General features: G+C 46.0%; 13 protein-coding genes and 6 tRNA genes. 13 read left to right on the plus strand and 6 right to left on the minus strand.

The genetic code is table 11. The features are described from left to right. Positions 1-71: 71 nt before the first annotated feature. Positions 72-1,481: a glutamate--tRNA ligase gene (gene gltX, locus K6Y21_RS17475; RefSeq protein WP_233073172.1), complete on the minus strand. Its 1,410-nt coding sequence runs from the start codon at positions 1,479-1,481 to the stop codon at positions 72-74. Between the two features lie 260 nt (positions 1,482-1,741). On the opposite strand from gltX, the gene K6Y21_RS17480 reads away from it, so the two are divergent. From K6Y21_RS17480 to K6Y21_RS17515, 8 genes are all read left to right on the plus strand, one after another. Continuing rightward, a tRNA-Val gene (locus tag K6Y21_RS17480) sits at positions 1,742-1,817 on the plus strand. Positions 1,818-1,854: 37 nt separating this feature from the next. Next, positions 1,855-1,930: transfer RNA gene (locus K6Y21_RS17485), tRNA-Val, on the plus strand. A 40-nt stretch (positions 1,931-1,970) separates the two neighbouring features. Beyond that, positions 1,971-2,046, plus strand: a tRNA-Val gene (locus tag K6Y21_RS17490). A 33-nt stretch (positions 2,047-2,079) separates the two neighbouring features. After that, a tRNA-Val gene (locus tag K6Y21_RS17495) sits at positions 2,080-2,155 on the plus strand. Positions 2,156-2,213: 58 nt separating this feature from the next. Further along, a tRNA-Val gene (locus K6Y21_RS17500) sits at positions 2,214-2,289 on the plus strand. A 45-nt stretch (positions 2,290-2,334) separates the two neighbouring features. Next, positions 2,335-2,410: transfer RNA gene (locus K6Y21_RS17505), tRNA-Val, on the plus strand. Positions 2,411-2,574: 164 nt separating this feature from the next. Further along, complete coding sequence (locus K6Y21_RS17510; protein WP_233073173.1) at positions 2,575-4,119, plus strand: phospholipase D family protein; 1,545 nt, start codon at positions 2,575-2,577, stop codon at positions 4,117-4,119. A gap of 13 nt (positions 4,120-4,132) precedes the next feature. Next, on the plus strand, positions 4,133-4,813 hold the full coding sequence (locus tag K6Y21_RS17515; RefSeq protein WP_233073174.1) for a DNA-3-methyladenine glycosylase I: 681 nt from the start codon (positions 4,133-4,135) through the stop codon (positions 4,811-4,813). 9 nt (positions 4,814-4,822) lie between these two features. On the opposite strand, the gene K6Y21_RS17520 is transcribed toward K6Y21_RS17515, so the two are convergent. Next, positions 4,823-6,019, minus strand: a complete 1,197-nt coding sequence (locus K6Y21_RS17520) for a potassium/proton antiporter (RefSeq protein ID WP_233073175.1) — start codon at positions 6,017-6,019, stop codon at positions 4,823-4,825. A gap of 150 nt (positions 6,020-6,169) precedes the next feature. After that, positions 6,170-7,069 (minus strand): TIGR01777 family oxidoreductase, encoded by a 900-nt coding sequence (locus K6Y21_RS17525; RefSeq protein WP_233073176.1) that lies wholly within the window; start codon positions 7,067-7,069, stop codon positions 6,170-6,172. Positions 7,070-7,200: 131 nt separating this feature from the next. Between K6Y21_RS17525 and K6Y21_RS17530 the strand changes: the two genes are divergently transcribed. Both K6Y21_RS17530 and K6Y21_RS17540 read left to right on the plus strand, forming a co-directional pair. Further along, positions 7,201-8,250 carry an AI-2E family transporter gene (locus tag K6Y21_RS17530; protein WP_233073177.1) on the plus strand — a complete coding sequence of 350 codons (1,050 nt, stop codon included), beginning with the start codon at positions 7,201-7,203 and terminating at the stop codon, positions 8,248-8,250. A 376-nt stretch (positions 8,251-8,626) separates the two neighbouring features. After that, positions 8,627-9,532, plus strand: coding sequence for a class I SAM-dependent methyltransferase (locus K6Y21_RS17540; RefSeq protein WP_233073178.1), 906 nt, complete (start codon positions 8,627-8,629; stop codon positions 9,530-9,532). Here K6Y21_RS17540 and K6Y21_RS17545 read toward each other — a convergent pair. The 3 genes from K6Y21_RS17545 to K6Y21_RS17555 form a co-directional block, all read right to left on the minus strand. After that, complete coding sequence (locus tag K6Y21_RS17545; protein WP_233073179.1) at positions 9,524-9,721, minus strand: hypothetical protein; 198 nt, start codon at positions 9,719-9,721, stop codon at positions 9,524-9,526. The genes K6Y21_RS17540 and K6Y21_RS17545 overlap by 9 nt on opposite strands. 354 nt (positions 9,722-10,075) lie before the next feature. Further along, the gene (pta, locus tag K6Y21_RS17550) at positions 10,076-12,220 is read right to left on the minus strand and encodes a phosphate acetyltransferase (RefSeq protein ID WP_233073180.1); all 2,145 of its coding nucleotides are present in this window, start codon (positions 12,218-12,220) and stop codon (positions 10,076-10,078) included. Positions 12,221-12,304: 84 nt separating this feature from the next. Then, positions 12,305-13,501, minus strand: a complete 1,197-nt coding sequence (locus K6Y21_RS17555; RefSeq protein ID WP_233073181.1) for an acetate kinase — start codon at positions 13,499-13,501, stop codon at positions 12,305-12,307. Positions 13,502-13,798: 297 nt separating this feature from the next. On the opposite strand from K6Y21_RS17555, the gene yfbV reads away from it, so the two are divergent. From yfbV to K6Y21_RS17570, 3 genes are all read left to right on the plus strand, one after another. Next, positions 13,799-14,245 carry a terminus macrodomain insulation protein YfbV gene (gene yfbV / locus K6Y21_RS17560; protein WP_233073182.1) on the plus strand — a complete coding sequence of 149 codons (447 nt, stop codon included), beginning with the start codon at positions 13,799-13,801 and terminating at the stop codon, positions 14,243-14,245. A 364-nt stretch (positions 14,246-14,609) separates the two neighbouring features. Further along, complete coding sequence (locus K6Y21_RS17565) at positions 14,610-15,173, plus strand: GbsR/MarR family transcriptional regulator (protein ID WP_233073183.1); 564 nt, start codon at positions 14,610-14,612, stop codon at positions 15,171-15,173. Positions 15,174-15,202: 29 nt separating this feature from the next. After that, positions 15,203-16,789 (plus strand): cytochrome ubiquinol oxidase subunit I, encoded by a 1,587-nt coding sequence (locus K6Y21_RS17570; protein ID WP_233073184.1) that lies wholly within the window; start codon positions 15,203-15,205, stop codon positions 16,787-16,789. Positions 16,790-16,793 lie beyond the last annotated feature (4 nt).

The following is a 16,793-nucleotide window of genomic DNA, read 5'->3' on the forward strand; positions in this document are numbered from 1 at the left end:
GCTTAAGTGCGGGGGAGGGGATAAGCACAAAAAAGGCCACCGAAGTGGCCTAGCAATCTAGCGGTTGGCGATTAGCCCGCGCGCTGCGCGATAAACTCAAGGGCTTGACTGATGCGCGCGATGCTGCGCGTTTTACCAATCAGCTTTAACGTGATGTCCAATGAAGGTGATTGGCCTGCACCAGTGATGGCGACGCGTAGCGGCATGCCCACCTTACCCATACCTAACTCAAGCTCGGTGGCGGTATCGGCAATCGCTTGGTGTAAGATAGCTTCATCTTGCCAGTCTTCGATGGCGGCTAACTTGTTCTGGACAGTTGTAAGGGCCTCAGCAGCAACGGGACGCAGGTGTTTTTTCGCCGCAGTAGGGTCAAATTCACTGAAGTCTTCATAGAAGTAACGGCTTGATGCGGCCAACTCTTTTAGGGTTTTGGCGCGGTCGGCTAGGGCAGGGATAATATCCGTTAGTGCGGGGCCGTTATTCGTATCAATACCTTGGTCTTGCATATGCCAGCTTAGGTACTGCGCAATGTGCTCTGGCTCGCCAGTTTTGATGTAATGCTGGTTTAGCCAGTTTAGTTTTTCGGTATTAAAGGCCGATGCGGCTTTGTTAATGTCTGTTAGCTTAAATAGCTCGGTCATTTCGGCAATCGAGAAGATCTCTTGATCGCCATGAGACCAACCTAAGCGTACTAAGTAATTTAAAATCGCTTCAGGCAGGTAGCCGTCATCACGGTATTGCATCACACCCACCGCACCATGGCGTTTTGATAATTTTGCACCGTCATCGCCTAAGATCATAGAGACATGCGCATACACAGGTACAGGTGCGCCTAACGCCTTAAGGATGTTAATTTGACGCGGCGTATTGTTAATATGATCTTCACCACGAATAACGTGGGTGATGCCCATATCCCAGTCGTCTACCACCACACAGAAGTTATAGGTTGGTGAGCCATCGCTGCGTAAGATGATGAGGTCATCGAGCTCGCTGTTGTTAAATTCAATGGTGCCGCGCACTTGATCGTCAAACACCACACTGCCTTCGGTTGGGTTTTTAAAACGAATTACATAAGGCTTGTCGGCAGGGTAGTCGGTGCGGTTGCGCCATTCACCGTTATAGCGTGCACTTTCGCCACGTGCCATTTGCGCTTCACGCATGGCTTCTAATTCTTCAGGTGTGCAGTAACAGCGGTAAGCTTTGCCCTCATCAACCAATTGCTGGATCAACTCTTTGTAGCGATCAAAACGTTTGGTTTGGTAGTAAGGACCTTCATCCCAGTTTAAACCTAACCAGCTCATGCCTTCTAAGATGGCATCAACCGCAGGTTGAGTAGAACGTTCTAAATCTGTGTCTTCTATTCGTAGAACAAATTCGCCTTGATTCGCTTTTGCATATAACCATGAATAAAGAGCGGTACGAGCGCCGCCTATATGTAAATAACCGGTAGGGCTGGGAGCAAAACGCGTTTTAATCGTCATAATCGACTTATGTCCTTTAGTTTTGAATAGAAAAGTTGGCGTCATTTTATCCTCGTGGCGCGCCAAGCTCAATTTTTGTTGCTCAGTAATTACCTATTCGGTGTTTTTTAGTGCGGGTTTTGCTGTGTTTTTGCGCAAATTAATTAAATAATGTTCAGTCGTACAAAATTGAAAAAAAAGAGGTTGACGCTTTCGCTTTGCTCCCTATAATACGCCCTCACAAACACAGCGGATGTCGCAAATGACAAAAGTTGGTTGACGGACGATTAGCTCAGTTGGGAGAGCACCGCCCTTACAAGGCGGGGGTCACTGGTTCAAGCCCAGTATCGTCCACCACTACTCTAGATGAGTAGGTTAGCAAGCATATTCTGTTGGGCGATTAGCTCAGTTGGGAGAGCACCGCCCTTACAAGGCGGGGGTCACTGGTTCAAGCCCAGTATCGCCCACCAACAGAATAGCAAGTTGACAATTGAAGTAACCTATAAAGTTGGGCGATTAGCTCAGTTGGGAGAGCACCGCCCTTACAAGGCGGGGGTCACTGGTTCAAGCCCAGTATCGCCCACCACTTCAACACGAAGTGCCAACTTTATACTCTATCGGGCGATTAGCTCAGTTGGGAGAGCACCGCCCTTACAAGGCGGGGGTCACTGGTTCAAGCCCAGTATCGCCCACCACTTCAGTACCGAAAGTATATACGGTAATGAAGTACCGATAGAGACAAACCATTAAGCTGGGCGATTAGCTCAGTTGGGAGAGCACCGCCCTTACAAGGCGGGGGTCACTGGTTCAAGCCCAGTATCGCCCACCACTTCAACATCGCAAGCATGCTTGAGGTACCAGCTTAATAAAATATGGACGATTAGCTCAGTTGGGAGAGCACCGCCCTTACAAGGCGGGGGTCACTGGTTCAAGCCCAGTATCGTCCACCATCTCGTTTTACTCTTCTTCAGCATCCAAAAACATAAACTAAGACAACTAGAACAACTTAGTGTCTCATTCCGTGCCATCACTTCTACTTTGTTGATATACTCGCAACTCATCATAATCCAAATAAATATCGCGTTATTATTGCTGGCAAAGGATGCAAATGGACATGCTTAAACGGTCCCTGTGGTTAGGGCTCATCTCACTGTGCTACATCGCGGGCTGCGCACAACTGCCAGCGAATGACAACCTTGCGCAAACCTTTGTGCTTCAAGATGTCAGTGATACTAAGTTAAACCAGGCTGTTGCTGAACAAGTGGCTAATCACCCCGGTAAATCAGGTGTGACCATGTTAATTGATGGTATCGATGCCTTTATCGCGCGCGTCGCTTTAGTCCAAGCCGCACAAGTTTCATTAGACCTACAATACTACATTTGGAAAAACGACTTAACGGGGCGTTTATTGGTAAGTCAGTTGCTTGATGCTGCTGATCGTGGCGTTCGGGTGCGTATTTTGCTTGATGATCTGGATACATCAGGTAAAGCTCAAGGCCTGCACTTATTGGACATGCACCCCAATATTGAAATTCGTTTCTACAATGTGTTCGCTCACCGCCGTTTTCGTGCCTTTGATTTTGTGACCGATTTAGATCGGGTGAATAACCGCATGCATAATAAATCCTTCACGGCCGATAACGCATTCACCATCGTCGGTGGGCGTAACATAGGCAATGAATATTTTGGCGCCCAGAGCCATGCCGAATTTCGTGATTTAGACGTGTTGGCCGCAGGTGAAGTGGTCAGTGAAGTTTCTAATGTGTTTGATACGTATTGGAATAGCCACTTGGTTTGGCCTAGCTCGGTATTTTTGGGTGAGCAGGCTTTTACTGAACAAGAGTACCAACAAGCCAGAGCACACTTTCAGCGTCAAACAAAGCAAGATAAGAACAATCCATACCTCGAGGCGGTAGAGCAAGTCGTCCTTGACGCCCAATTTAACCAGCGAATGCAGAACTTACGTTGGGTTAAAGCAGATATTTATGCCGATGCGCCCGATAAGGCTTTGCAAGATGCTATCACCAGTGAAAGCCATATCGCTCCTTTGATTGGCAAATTATACCAATCGGCTACACAAGAATTAATGATCGTGTCACCTTACTTTGTGCCCAATGATGCTTTGGTTGAGCTATTTGCGGACTTAACCAAACGCGGCGTCGTGGTCAAAATCATCACTAACTCCCTTGCATCTAACGATGTCAGCATAGTGCATGCCGGTTATATCAACTACCGTAAACCCTTATTACAAGCGGGGGTGCAGCTATATGAATTTAAACCCACGCTAAATGAAGAGTATGTTGATTCGCGCAAGTGGTATGGCTCATCCCATTTAAGCTTGCATTCCAAGGTCTTTATTACTGATAAGCAGCAGGTTTTTGTTGGCTCATTTAATTTAGATCCTCGCTCTGTATTACACAATACTGAAATGGGCATGTTGATCCATTCGGCGGCTATCGGCATATCATTAGTGGAGGCCATCGAGCAGCACATTGATCGCCTCAGCTATCAAGTTAAACTGGACCAACAAGGTGACTTGATTTGGCAAACGACAGAAGCCGGTGAACAAGTTGTTTTAACGAAAGAGCCCTACACCAGCTGGTGGCAACGCGTGAAGCTAACCGTTCAGTCTTGGCTAGTCATTGAAAGCTATTTGTAAAAGAGGCCGTTAAGTGGAAAATTTTTCGCAGTTATACCAAAGAGCCTGTCAGCGAAAGGGGGGAGAAGCTGCACTGAAGGCGCTACTTTCACCGGTTATTTCTGATCAGGCGCTGTTAAGGATCCCCGATCATCGATTTTTAGCTACCTTTACCCAAACTATTTTTCAATCCGGTTTTGTGTGGTCGGTGGTGCGTAATAAGTGGCCCGGTTTTGAAGAGGCCTTTTTCGGGTTTGAGCCTGAAAAAATGGTGCTCCTTAATGACCAACATATTGAGCGTTTGTGCCAAGACTCGCGGATCATCAGAGCGCGGCAAAAAATCATCACTGTGCCGGTGAATGCTCAATTGATGTTAAGTCTAGAAAAGCAATACGGCAGTGTAGCCGACTTCATTTCACAGTGGCCAACATCTAACTGGGTTGGGCTTTGGCAATACTTTAAACAACACGGCTCACGTTTGGGCGGCAATATTACCCCTTATACTTTGCGAAAATTGGGCATAGATACCTTTATTTTAACCAAGGATGTTGAAAGCTATTTACGTGGCCATGGCTATTTAGATGCGGGACTCACGAGTAAAAAAGGCTTACAACAATGCCAAGATGCGTTTAACGCCTTGCAGCAGCAAAGTGGCCTGTCGCTGACGCTCTTGAGCCAAATCATTGCTTATTCCGTCGGGGATAATCACCTATAACTCAAAGAACTATGGTTCGTCCCTTTGATTCAATCCCAGCCTATTAGCTAAGGGTGCCAGTAAGCTCCCCTGTAATAAGATAGAAAACAGCACAATAAAGAACACCATGTGTAATATGGTGCTGGCTTCTGATACCCCTGCTGCAGCGGGGATCAAGGCAAACACAATCGGGGTGGCGCCTTTCAAGCCGATAGCCGAGATAAATAACCGCTTTTTGCTGCTGGCCTTAGGAAAGGCTAAATAGACTAATTGCACGGCTAATGGCCGAGCAACCAAGATGAGTAGCAACGCCGGTAAAATCGAAATTAAAAATACCTGCAACAGCTGTTGAGGGAATATTTGTAGGCCAAGAATGATAAACATTAATGCCTGAGCCAACCAAGATAAGGCGTTGAAAAAGTGTTTGTTGATTTCTTTACCTCGCTTTAACTCATTGCCAAAAATAACCCCACAGATGTAAGCAGCGATCAACACATTGCCGCCCACCATGTCAGTACCAAGGGTGACTAAAGCAAAGCAGGCCAGTATGAACACGGGAACCAGACCGTATTCACCTAAGTTTATGTAGTTGAGCGCCTTTACCGCTATCTTTCCGATCAGAAAGCCCGCGATGCAACCAAGGACAATTTGCGACAACAAGCTAAGAGCCACCTCTGACGCGGGAGGCATGATGCCTTGGTTAAGCAAAATTTCGGTGAGAATAACCACCATGACCAGCGCAACGGGATCGTTGGTCGCGGATTCAAACTCTAGCACGGTGTCGGTATTTTCTTTAAGCTTGAGCTTTTTCGCTTCTATGATAGAAAACACCGCGGCGGCATCGGTTGAGGCGACCACAGCAGCAAACAATAAGCAGGTAATAAAATCGAAATCCAGTAGCCAATAGAGTATGCCGGCGAAAATCAAGGTAGTGAGAACCACGCCAAACGAAGACAAGGCGCCGCCTTCTTTCCAGGCCCGTTTTATATTCGCAGTGGGAGAATTTAGGCCACCAACAAAAACGATGATGTTAAGGGCGATGCCGCCGATAACAGAAGTGGTGACAAAGTCATCATAGACAAAATTCCATTCACCATTACCAAACGCAAGGCCGACGGCCATAAAAATCAGTAAAGATGGCACGCCTAAGGTTTTTGAAGGGTGGTGCAGTAAGATGCCAATGATCACAAGAGCGGCCATGCCCATAACCGCGAGTTCGAAGTTCATATTACCTTTCGTTCCTTTAACAAGTTGAGGGGCTAGCGCTCAGCAGGTTTGGTTTATCCAAATAGCCTTGAGATACTTGTTATCATATTCGTTTTCAGGCACTAACAAAAGTAAATGAAAACCCTTAGCTCGATGTTACTTGAGCTGGGCTCACAGTTTGCTCGTGATTTCTGTCAACGCATGCTGGAGCTCCGGGTAATGAAATTCAAACCCTGAGTCGAGTAATTTACTGGGTAATACGTTTTGCCCATAAATGAGAATTTCACTCATTTCACCAAACAGCAGTTTTAGTACGACGCTGGGCATAGAAAATAACACAGGGCGGCGTAGCGCCATGGCGAGGTGGCGAGTAAACTCTCGATTGGTAACTGGGTGGGGGGATGTTAGGTTAAAAGGCCCATGTAAGCTGTCTTGGCTTAAAAGCCAGCGGATCGCCGCCACCATGTCATCGATGTGGATCCAAGACATATATTGGTAACCCGAGGCCATTTTTCCACCTAGGCCCATTTTGAAAGGAGGCAGCATTTTTTGTAATGCGCCGCCTTCGTGGCTAAGCACTATCCCAGTGCGTAAGGTGCAGACCCGAGTTTGTTCACTTGCTTGGTTGGCGATGGCTTCCCATTGTTCACACACTTCATGACTGAATTCGTGATGAAAATGGGTAAAGGTTTCATCAATTGGCTGGGCATCTTGGCGGCCGTATATGCCGATGGCAGAGCCACTGAGCAAGACTTTTGGTGGGTTACTTGAGGCTTTGATCAGGTAAACCAAGGTTTGGGTGATTTGCCAGCGGCTTTGACAGATACGCTCTTTTTGCGATGGGCTCCATCTTTTATCGGCGATGGGCTCTCCAGCAAGGTTGATGACGGCATCGAAATCATTTAAATCTTGCCATTGAGATAAGCTCTCAACTAATCGAACATTGTGGCCTAATCGCGCTTTCGCCCGTTGCGGCTGGCGAGTTAATACGGTTAATTGATGGTCCTGTTTGAGTTTATTGCATAGGGCTTTACCAATTAATCCGCTACCGCCGGTGATCAGGATATCCATACTTGCCTCAATAATTTTGATTTATTTTATAGTATTACGTTAAATCAGTGGAAAAGGATGTTATTTTGCTAGCAAATTTTATCCTTGCTGTGTTGTACTTTGCTAACCCTTTAAAATAATAAGGAAATGACATGCCAGAGCCATCCGTAGCCAGCCGAGGCTTATTCATTGCGTCCGCGATCGTTATCTGTTTAGCTGGGTTAAAAGCCGCCAGTAGCTTAGTGGTGCCTTTTCTGCTGGCGATGTTTATCGCGATCATTTGTCATCCCATTATTAATTATCTGGTCGCTAAACGCTTGCCGCGCACCTTGGCGATCACCTTGGTCATCGTCGTGATTGTACTGGCTTTTGTCATCTTGGGCAGTGTGGTTGGCGCTTCCGTGGTGGAGTTTAAGACTCAATTACCCACTTATGAGGCACAACTAACCCAGCGTTTTGTTGGCTTCAATCAATGGCTACTTGATCACGATATTATTCTCACCACAGACATTCTAAGAGAATACTTTAACCCCAGCATTGCCATGAACATGGTGACAAACATGCTATCGGGATTTGGCAGTGTGTTGACCAATGTTTTTCTGCTGCTATTAACGGTTGTGTTTATGTTGGGCGAAGCCACCGATCTGCCTGCTAAGCTCCATTTAGCGTTTCGTGACCCTGGTATGAAGTTAAAAAGTTTGGATAAATTTCTTCATTCTGTAAACCAATATATGCTGATCAAAACCTTTGTCAGCATCGCGACGGGTTGCATCATTTCATTTATCTTATGGGTTATTGGCGTTGATTTTTATATTCTCTGGGGTGTGTTGGCCTTTTTACTCAATTACATCCCCAATATAGGCTCGATTATTGCGGCAATCCCTGCGGTGATCCTCACGTTTTTACAGCTTAGCTTAGGCCATGCAGCTGTCGTGGCTGCTTGCTATATTCTCGTCAATACCATCATGGGTAATGTTGTTGAGCCTCGGTATTTGGGGCGTGGGCTAGGGCTATCGACCTTGGTTGTGTTTTTATCATTGATTTTTTGGGGCTGGTTACTTGGCACCGTGGGAATGTTGTTATCGGTACCGCTCACCATGATCTTGAAAATAGGCCTAGAAAATAGCGCTCAAGGCCGGTGGTTTGCAGTGTTGTTAAGTTCAGATACCTCAGCGGTGGATGAGCTAAAAACCAGCAAATAATGAAAACGTGTCTAGGGCATGTTGACCTTTCGCGGTTAATTTTTGTTCGAGTGGGAGACACCCTGTCTAAAAGCGTTTTGGGCAAGGCGAGCAGTGTGTAGCTTAGCATTCTAAGTAAATACTGCTCAACAACGAATAGAATGCTTACGCCCGAAGGGCTTTAGCCGAATCCGCAGGACAGCGTTTGTTGGTCATTTCTACTGCGTTAGCGCCTTTTCGCGTAGATGACTATGCCACAAAGATGCTGCCTACAACGATTGTTTTGTATAAATACCCAACAAATCGCTGCAAAAACAAACTCAAAAGATCAACAGGCCCTAGCCATTACAAAAGGGAGATTCTGGTGTAAAATCCCCCTTTTTGTTTGAGCTTATCTATGTCACTTATCGATCCTATCGCTCCTCAATTTAATTGGCCTGACTCTGAGCAAGCATGTCGGATTTTTCATGGCCGAGGGGGCCACTTTGCCGATTATCGCTTTGTTAATATTGATTGGTTTGATTCGGTTGTTTTAATCATTTTATACAGTGAGGTTGAACCTGCGTGGTTAACGGCATTAACCGATTTGATTCAACAGCAGTTAGGCTCACGTTGTCGCAGTATTCAAGTGCAATATCGCTGCCGCCATCTTGCTCCTTATGAGTTGCTATGGGGAGAGGCGATTCAGAGCCCCATTGCCATCGAGGCAGGGCTTAAGTATCAATTAACCCTAGGCCGTAACCAAAATTATGGGTTGTTTTTCGACATGGAGCAGGGGCGCCGCTGGGTGCAAGCCCATGCCAACAAGGCGAACGTATTAAACTTGTTTTCTTACACTTGTGGCTTTTCGGTCGCCGCCGTCGCGGGAGGCGCGCGTCAAGTCGTTAACGTGGACATGAGTAAGGCGTCATTGGCGGTGGGGCGGGATAATCACCGGCTCAACCAGCACGATTTATCTAAGGTGAAATACCTGGCCCATGATATTTTTAAAAGTTGGGGCAAATTGAAAAAAATGGGGCCTTATGAGCTGGTGATCGCCGATCCACCTTCTTTGCAAAAAGGCAGTGTCAACGTGATCCGCGATTACCCCAAAATTATTCGCAGATTACCTGAACTGCTAACTCCAGGCGGAAGAGCCATGTTATGTTTAAATGCGCCGGAGCTTGACTTTGAGTTTCTACGTCAAGCCGTGTTAGAGCACTGCCCATCTTTGTCCTTCGAAGCTGAGGTTGCCCCAAGCAGCCTATTTCAAAACTTAGATAAAAATAAAGGCTTAAAGGTGTTAGTGTATCGTCTAGATTAAGTTTTGGTCTAACAACCCTGCTAAATCATCAAAGGTAGGGTTGTTAATGTGTTTGAGTTGCTCAACAATGTGCCGTTGTTGCATATGGCTAAAGTTTTTACCCTCAAGGTAGATCATTAGCGATATGTCGTTATTATCATCAAGTAATTGTTGTAGCTGCGATGCTTGCCCTTCGATCATTTCGTTCATTGATCAATACCTCTTTCAATGCACCCTTACCAAGTTTAAAACAGTCTCGTTGCGCAGCTAGATCGATTAACTCTAAGAATACGAGCATCAATTAACCAGTGGTTATATGACAATTAACCTGTGCTTATATGATAGATAAAGTCCCATCTTGTTCGATGAACATTAGCTTCTCTGTGTATAACTAGCCGACTTAGTTGAAGAGTGGTTTTTCTTTTGTGAGTAAGCTTGATTGATTACTAAAACTATCCACAAAAACTGTGTATAACTCTGTGGGTGAGATGATGGTAATTGTTAACCAGCATTATCTTATCGAGGTAAAAAGAATAAGGCCTTGTAAAACAAGGCCTTAAGGTATTAATTTTTAAGTTGAGATGCTTGGATAGCGGTCAGTGCGATGGTGTACACAATATCATCAACTAAGGCTCCCCGTGACAAGTCATTGACGGGTTTTCTCATGCCCTGCAGCATCGGACCGATACTGATAAGATCTGCACTTCGCTGCACTGCTTTGTAAGTGGTGTTACCCGTGTTCAAATCAGGGAAGATAAAGACGGTTGCTTTACCTGCAACTGGGCTGTTTGGTGCCTTACTCTTAGCGACATTTTCCATGATCGCGGCATCGTATTGTAACGGACCATCAATGATCAAATCCGGACGACGCTCTTTGGCAATCTTGGTAGCTTCACGTACCTTGTCTACATCTGAGCCCGTACCGGAAGAGCCGGTAGAGTAACTGATCATTGCCACTTTTGGCTCGATACCAAAGGCAGCCGCAGAATCCGCTGATTGGATGGCTATATCCGCTAGTTGTTCGGCATTCGGATCTGGGTTAATCGCACAGTCGCCATAAACCAGTACTTGATCCGGCAGTAACATAAAGAAGATAGATGAGACTAAACTTGCCCCCGGTGCCGTTTTAATTAACTGCAATGGTGGGCGGATAGTGTTTGCTGTGGTGTGTACCGCACCCGATACTAAGCCATCAACTTCATCTTGGGCCAGCATCATGGTACCGAGTACCACATTATCTTCTAGTTGCTCACGTGCTACCACTTCGGTCAGGCCTTTGCCTTTGCGCAGCTCTACCATAGGCGCGACGTATTTTTCACGCACGGTAACGGGGTCAATAATGGTCACATTTTCACCAAGTACGACACCTTGCTGGGCGGCAGCCAGTTGAATTTTTTCTGGGTTACCGAGCAGGATAGGGGTGGCAATACCACGTTGCTCACACAATGCAGCCGCTTTAATAGTACGTGGCTCTTCACCTTCAGGCAGAACAACACGGCGATTTACCGCACGCGCTAACTCGGTTAGGTGGTAACGGAATGCAGGTGGCGACAGTTTACGTGGCAGTGTTGAGCCTTGGGTTAGGGTAGCGATCCAGTGTTTATCAACATGGCCAGCCACATAGTCTTGTACCAATTCAATACGCTCAGCGTCATCGGTTGGGATTTCCATGTTAAAGCTTTGCAGCCTTACCGCTGTTTGCCATGTGTTGGTGTTGATCAACATGATGGGCAGACCCGTGGTCTCCATCGCCGTTTGACAAAGCTTCATCACCTGTGGCTCAGGCTCATAGCCGCCCGTTAGTAGCAAACAGCCGATCTTAACGCCATTCATTGATGCCAGACAAGCTGACACAATAACATCGCTGCGATCGCCTGATGTCACTAGCATAGAGCCAGGTTTAAAGTGTTCTACCATGTTCGGAATTGAGCGAGCACAGAAAGTCACACTTTGTAAGCGACGTGTGGCCATTTCACCCGCATTAAGTATGGTCGCGTCCATATGCTCAGCGAGGTCTTTAGCGCGAGGGGCCACTAAGCTTGGGTTCCAAGGAATGCAGCCTAAAATACGCAGTGGGCTTTTGCCAAACATTTGCAGTACTTCAAGGTTGGCGCCTGACTTATGGTGATTCTCAAACATCTCGGTGAGATCAGGACGCGTTTTTTCATGATCATCAAGTGGAGCGCCCACTTTGTTGATGATACAACCGATAATGCGTTTGTTCTCATGGCCGCCAAAGGCAGACACCGCAATTTCGATGCGTTCTTTAAGCTGTTGACTAGAATCGTTACTCGGGTGAGTCACAAACACCATTTCTGCACCAAGTGCTTTGGCGATTTGGTAGTTGATTTCATTGGCAAACTGATGCTTAGCAGTCGGAACCAGACCTTCGACGACGACCACATCCGCTTCTGCTGTTCCTGTTTTAAAACGGGCTACAATGTTCTCTAACAGTTCAGAAGTTTGGTTGCTTGAGATCATGTTTTCAGCATATTGCATGCTAAAGGGCTCAGGCGGAATAAAGCTGGTCGCGTTTCGTATGATGGTCGTTGAAGGCTCTGGCCCTGTATCGCCAGACTTAGGTTGGGCAATAGGTTTAAAAAAGTTAACAATAACACCATGGCGTTCCATGGCGCGCACCATGCCAAGGCTAACCGATGTGACACCTACGCCGGAGCCAATAGGGATAAGCATTATAGTACGAGACACAAGCGTTCCTCATTTTAGTAGTTGAGCATTAGCTCTAAACAGGACCTGCAGCGATAAATGGGCTTATCGCTGCAAATAATCATTTTATTGGCTAACCAATTCAGCAGAATCTTGTGCTATGACCCATTCTTCATTTGTTGGGATCACTAAAGCAACTGGGCTATTTTCTGCAGTGATAATACCGTCATTGCCCAAGCGCGCAGCTTGGTTTTTCTCGTCGTCAACAACAAAGCCAAAGATAGCTAAATTCTCTAATACAATTTTACGGATATTGGCTGAGTTTTCGCCAATGCCACCGGTGAAAACGATGGCGTCTAAACGGCCCAAAGGTACCGTGTAAGAGGCAATATATTTTGCTAAACGATAGCAGAAAATCTCTAATGCCAAGGTACAGCCCTTGTGACCTTCTGCAACCCCTTGCTCAATGGCGCGGCAATCACTTGAAACCTCAGAAATCCCCATTAAGCCACTTTGTTTGTTAAGAACATTGTTCACTTCATCTAAGGTGTAGCCAAGCTTGTTTACAAGATGCTGAATAATACTTGGGTCGATATCACCACTTCGTGTACCCATTACCAGACCTTCAAGTGGCGTTAAACCCATGCTGGTATCAACACTCTTGCCACCTTTCACCGCACATAGAGAAGCGCCGTTACCTAAGTGAGCGGTGATAACATTGACATCTTTTGTCTCTTTACCCAGCATTTTGGCAGCCATGCGGCTAACAAATAGGTGGCTGGTGCCATGCATGCCGTAACGGCGAATACCATGCTCGCGGTACAACTTATAAGGCAGTGCGTATAGAAAAGCCGATTCAGGCATGGTTTGGTGAAACGCGGTATCGAATACAGCCACCTGAGGCAATGCAGGAAACGCGGCTTGCGCGGCGCGAATACCAATAAGGTGAGCTGGATTGTGCAAAGGAGCAAGGGCTGCACAAGCTTGAATGCCCGCGATCACGGCTTCATCAATGATCACTGATTTAGTGAACTTTTCGCCGCCATGTACAACGCGGTGACCAATCGCAATCAGGTTTTCAAGTAATTCCGGTTTCGTGCTGAGAATATTGCTCACGATAAATTCAATGGCTTCACGATGAGCAGAAAATGCGCCTAATGATGCTTCTTGTTTGGTGCCGTCTAACTTCCATTTTATTCTGGCTTCTTCTAGATTAAAGCATTCAGCTATGCCTGAGATGTACTCATCACCGTTAACGGCGTTGAGGACGGCGAATTTCAAAGAAGAGCTACCGCAGTTAAGAACGAGAACAAGTTTGTTCATTGGCAAATCCTAATAACATTTCGATTACGTTTGGAATACAATTGAAATTATGTCAATTGCTGGACTTAATGTATCCTTAAGCATATAAACGGGTTATTTCTTGAACTAAACACGGTTTATATTCGGTCTGAAACTGCGCAAAATACAGTTAAATCGACTTGAGATACCTTTAGTTGTAACAAGGATACAGCTAATGTAAGAAAATAACAAAGTGAAGCGTCTACAGAGTTAATTAAAATCAATTTTTAACAAATTAGACTCATTTTATGGCCAAGATAAGTGGTAAGGCAGGTAGAGATGAAGTTTTTTGGTGGAAAATTACATAATGGCAAAGCCTACATGAAGCTTTGGCCTCAGCGCAAAGAGCTCAATAGTCTGTTTCCTGAAAATAAAGTCATTAAAATAACTGAATTTGCAGAAAAATATATGCCTATGTTGGCCGTTTTCACCTTGCTATTGCAACATCAATTTGGCCACGAGATGTTTTGGCCGACCACAGTGGGGATGGTTTTATTTATGGTCACCTTGCCGCTGCAAGGGTTATATTGGCTAGGAAAACGCGCCATGAGTCCACTGCCACCCAGCTTAGCTCGTTGGTATCATGAAATTTTAGATAAAGTGGCAAAGCAAAAACCGCAAGAAAACCAAGATGAGCAAGTGCAGGTTGCCGCTAATCCGACCTATGGAGATTTAGCATTAGCCCTTAATCAAGGTTTTAAGACCCTAGATAAAGCGTTCTTTTAATTGTTTTCGCGCCAGCCCCCGTGGCGGGTTGCCTCAAGCTTTGCCTAACAAGTTGACCCCCTTTCAGCTTTTACCCTGAACGACTTGGCCGCTGCTGTTTTTTTGGATCCCTCTTATGCTTTGTAGTATCAGCCTGCATTTGCCGAAACACATATCTCTAGCTGACTGGGTATTCATCTGGTGCCTTGTTGTGAAGCGCATCACATTGGGTGTTTGGCCTGTCATGCAAGAAGAAGGCCCGAATAATTCATATACTTAACTGCCTTTGCAAATTCCGTTGTTAATTTACCACTGATTGATCTTGATCAAATGCGTCGTGCTGGTTTAAACTTTCAGAAATTTCTGAAAGTTTAAATAGGTGGAAATGGAACTCTCACCCAACATTCAATCCTTTGTATTTCATTTTGGTGAAATGGGCAGTCGCTGGGGCTTTAACCGCACGGTGGGGCAAATGTTTGCTTTACTGGTCGTCACCGAAAAAGCGCTCAGTGCCAATGATCTCGCCAATGCGCTGAACATTTCTCGCGGCAACGTCAGCATGGGGATGAAAGAATTACAATCTTGGCGATTAGTTCAAGTCAGTCACATACCTGGCGATCGTAAAGAATACTACCGAGTGACCGGCTCTATTTGGGATTTAGCCAACACGATTTTTGAAGAACGTAAAAAGCGCGAAGTTGACCCTACCTTGTCTTTACTGCGCGATAACTTGTTGGCCGATCCTTTGGATCAACAAGAAGCGTTTGCATTAGAAAAGATGCAAGAAATCCATGATTTACTAGAGATGCTCACGCAATGGGCCGGCGAACTACAAGGCTTATCTCCTGAAAAACTCAGTACCTTGATGAAGCTTGGGGCAGGAGTGAGCAAGATCTTGAGCATGAAAGAACACCTTTTTAATAATAATCCGCAATCATCTTCAAAGTGAAGGTGGGTGCTGCCAAGTAGGAGTGCAGTATGATCAATGAAACCTTAGTGGAGTTATCGCGGTGGCAGTTTGCCATCACAGCGATGTTTCACTTTATCTTTGTCCCTTTGACAATAGGTTTAACTTGGATCTTATTCATCATGGAGTCCGTTTATGTCATGACGGGGCGCCAAATTTATAAAGACATGACCAAGTTTTGGGGCAAGTTGTTCGGGATCAACTTTGCTATTGGGGTCGCTACCGGTCTCACCATGGAGTTTGAATTTGGTACCAACTGGTCGTATTACTCCCATTATGTTGGCGATATCTTCGGTGCCCCGCTGGCGATAGAGGGACTGATGGCCTTTTTCTTGGAATCCACCTTTGTTGGTATGTTCTTTTTAGGCTGGGAACGCTTAAGTAAACGCCAACATCTTGCGGCCACTTTTTTAATGGCGCTTGGCACCAACTTATCCGCTCTGTGGATCTTGGTTGCCAACGGTTGGATGCAAAACCCGGTGGGTAGCGAGTTCAACTACGAAACCATGCGCATGGAAATGACGAGCTTTGCGGAGTTGGTATTTAACCCCGTGGCTCAGGTGAAATTCATCCACACCGTGGCTGCTGGCTATGTCGCTGGCTCCATGTTTGTACTGAGTATCAGCAGCTACTACATCCTAAAAGGGCGCGATCTCCCCTTTGCAAAACGCTCCTTTTCGGTTGCGGCTGGTTTCGGTCTTGCTTCCATTTGCTCCGTGCTACTACTGGGTGATGAATCAGGTTATGAAGTTGGGGAAGTGCAGCGAGTAAAATTAGCGGCGATTGAAGCGGAATATGAAACTCAGCCCGCACCGGCTTCGTTCACCGTGATTGGTTTACCAAACGATGAGACCATGGAGACGGAATATGCTCTTAAGATCCCTTACCTAATGGGCATTATTGCCACCCGTTCGTTAGATGAAGAGGTGGTTGGTTTACGTGACTTGCAGGCAGAGCACGAAGTACGCATTCGTAAAGGTATGATTGCTTATGAATACCTACAAAAGCTACGCAACGGCGAAGATACCCCAGAGAACCTTGCCAAGTTTGATGAGCTGAAAGTCGATTTAGGCTATGGCTTGTTGCTTAAGCGCTACACACCCAATGTGGTGGATGCGACCGAGGAGCAAATTCAAGCGGCGGTAAAAGACTCGACCCCACCGGCGGCACCATTGTTTTGGACCTTTAGGATCATGGTTGGCTGTGGTGTGATCATGTTGGGCTTGTTTGTACTGGCGTTTTATTACAATGCCAAGCGTCAAATTGAACGTAAGCCTTGGCTATTAAAAGCGATTTTATGGTCATTGCCATTACCTTGGATAGCGATTCAAACAGGTTGGTTTGTGGCGGAGTTTGGTCGTCAACCTTGGGCTATCAGTGAAGTTCTGCCGACCTTTTTGGGGGTGTCAAACCTGACCGTCAGTCAAGTCGTCACCACCATGATAGCGTTTGTTACTGTGTATATCATCTTGTTCGTGATTGAAATGTACCTCATGGTGAAGTTTGCCAAACAGGGGCCAAGTTCTTTGCATACCGGGCGCTATCATTTTGAAAAGCAAGCTGAAACAGAAGCCAGTTTACGCCAAAGCCATTACTAGGAGT

The organism is Motilimonas eburnea, assembly GCF_021295345.1.
Lineage (GTDB): Bacteria > Pseudomonadota > Gammaproteobacteria > Enterobacterales > CBDFNC01 > Motilimonas > Motilimonas eburnea.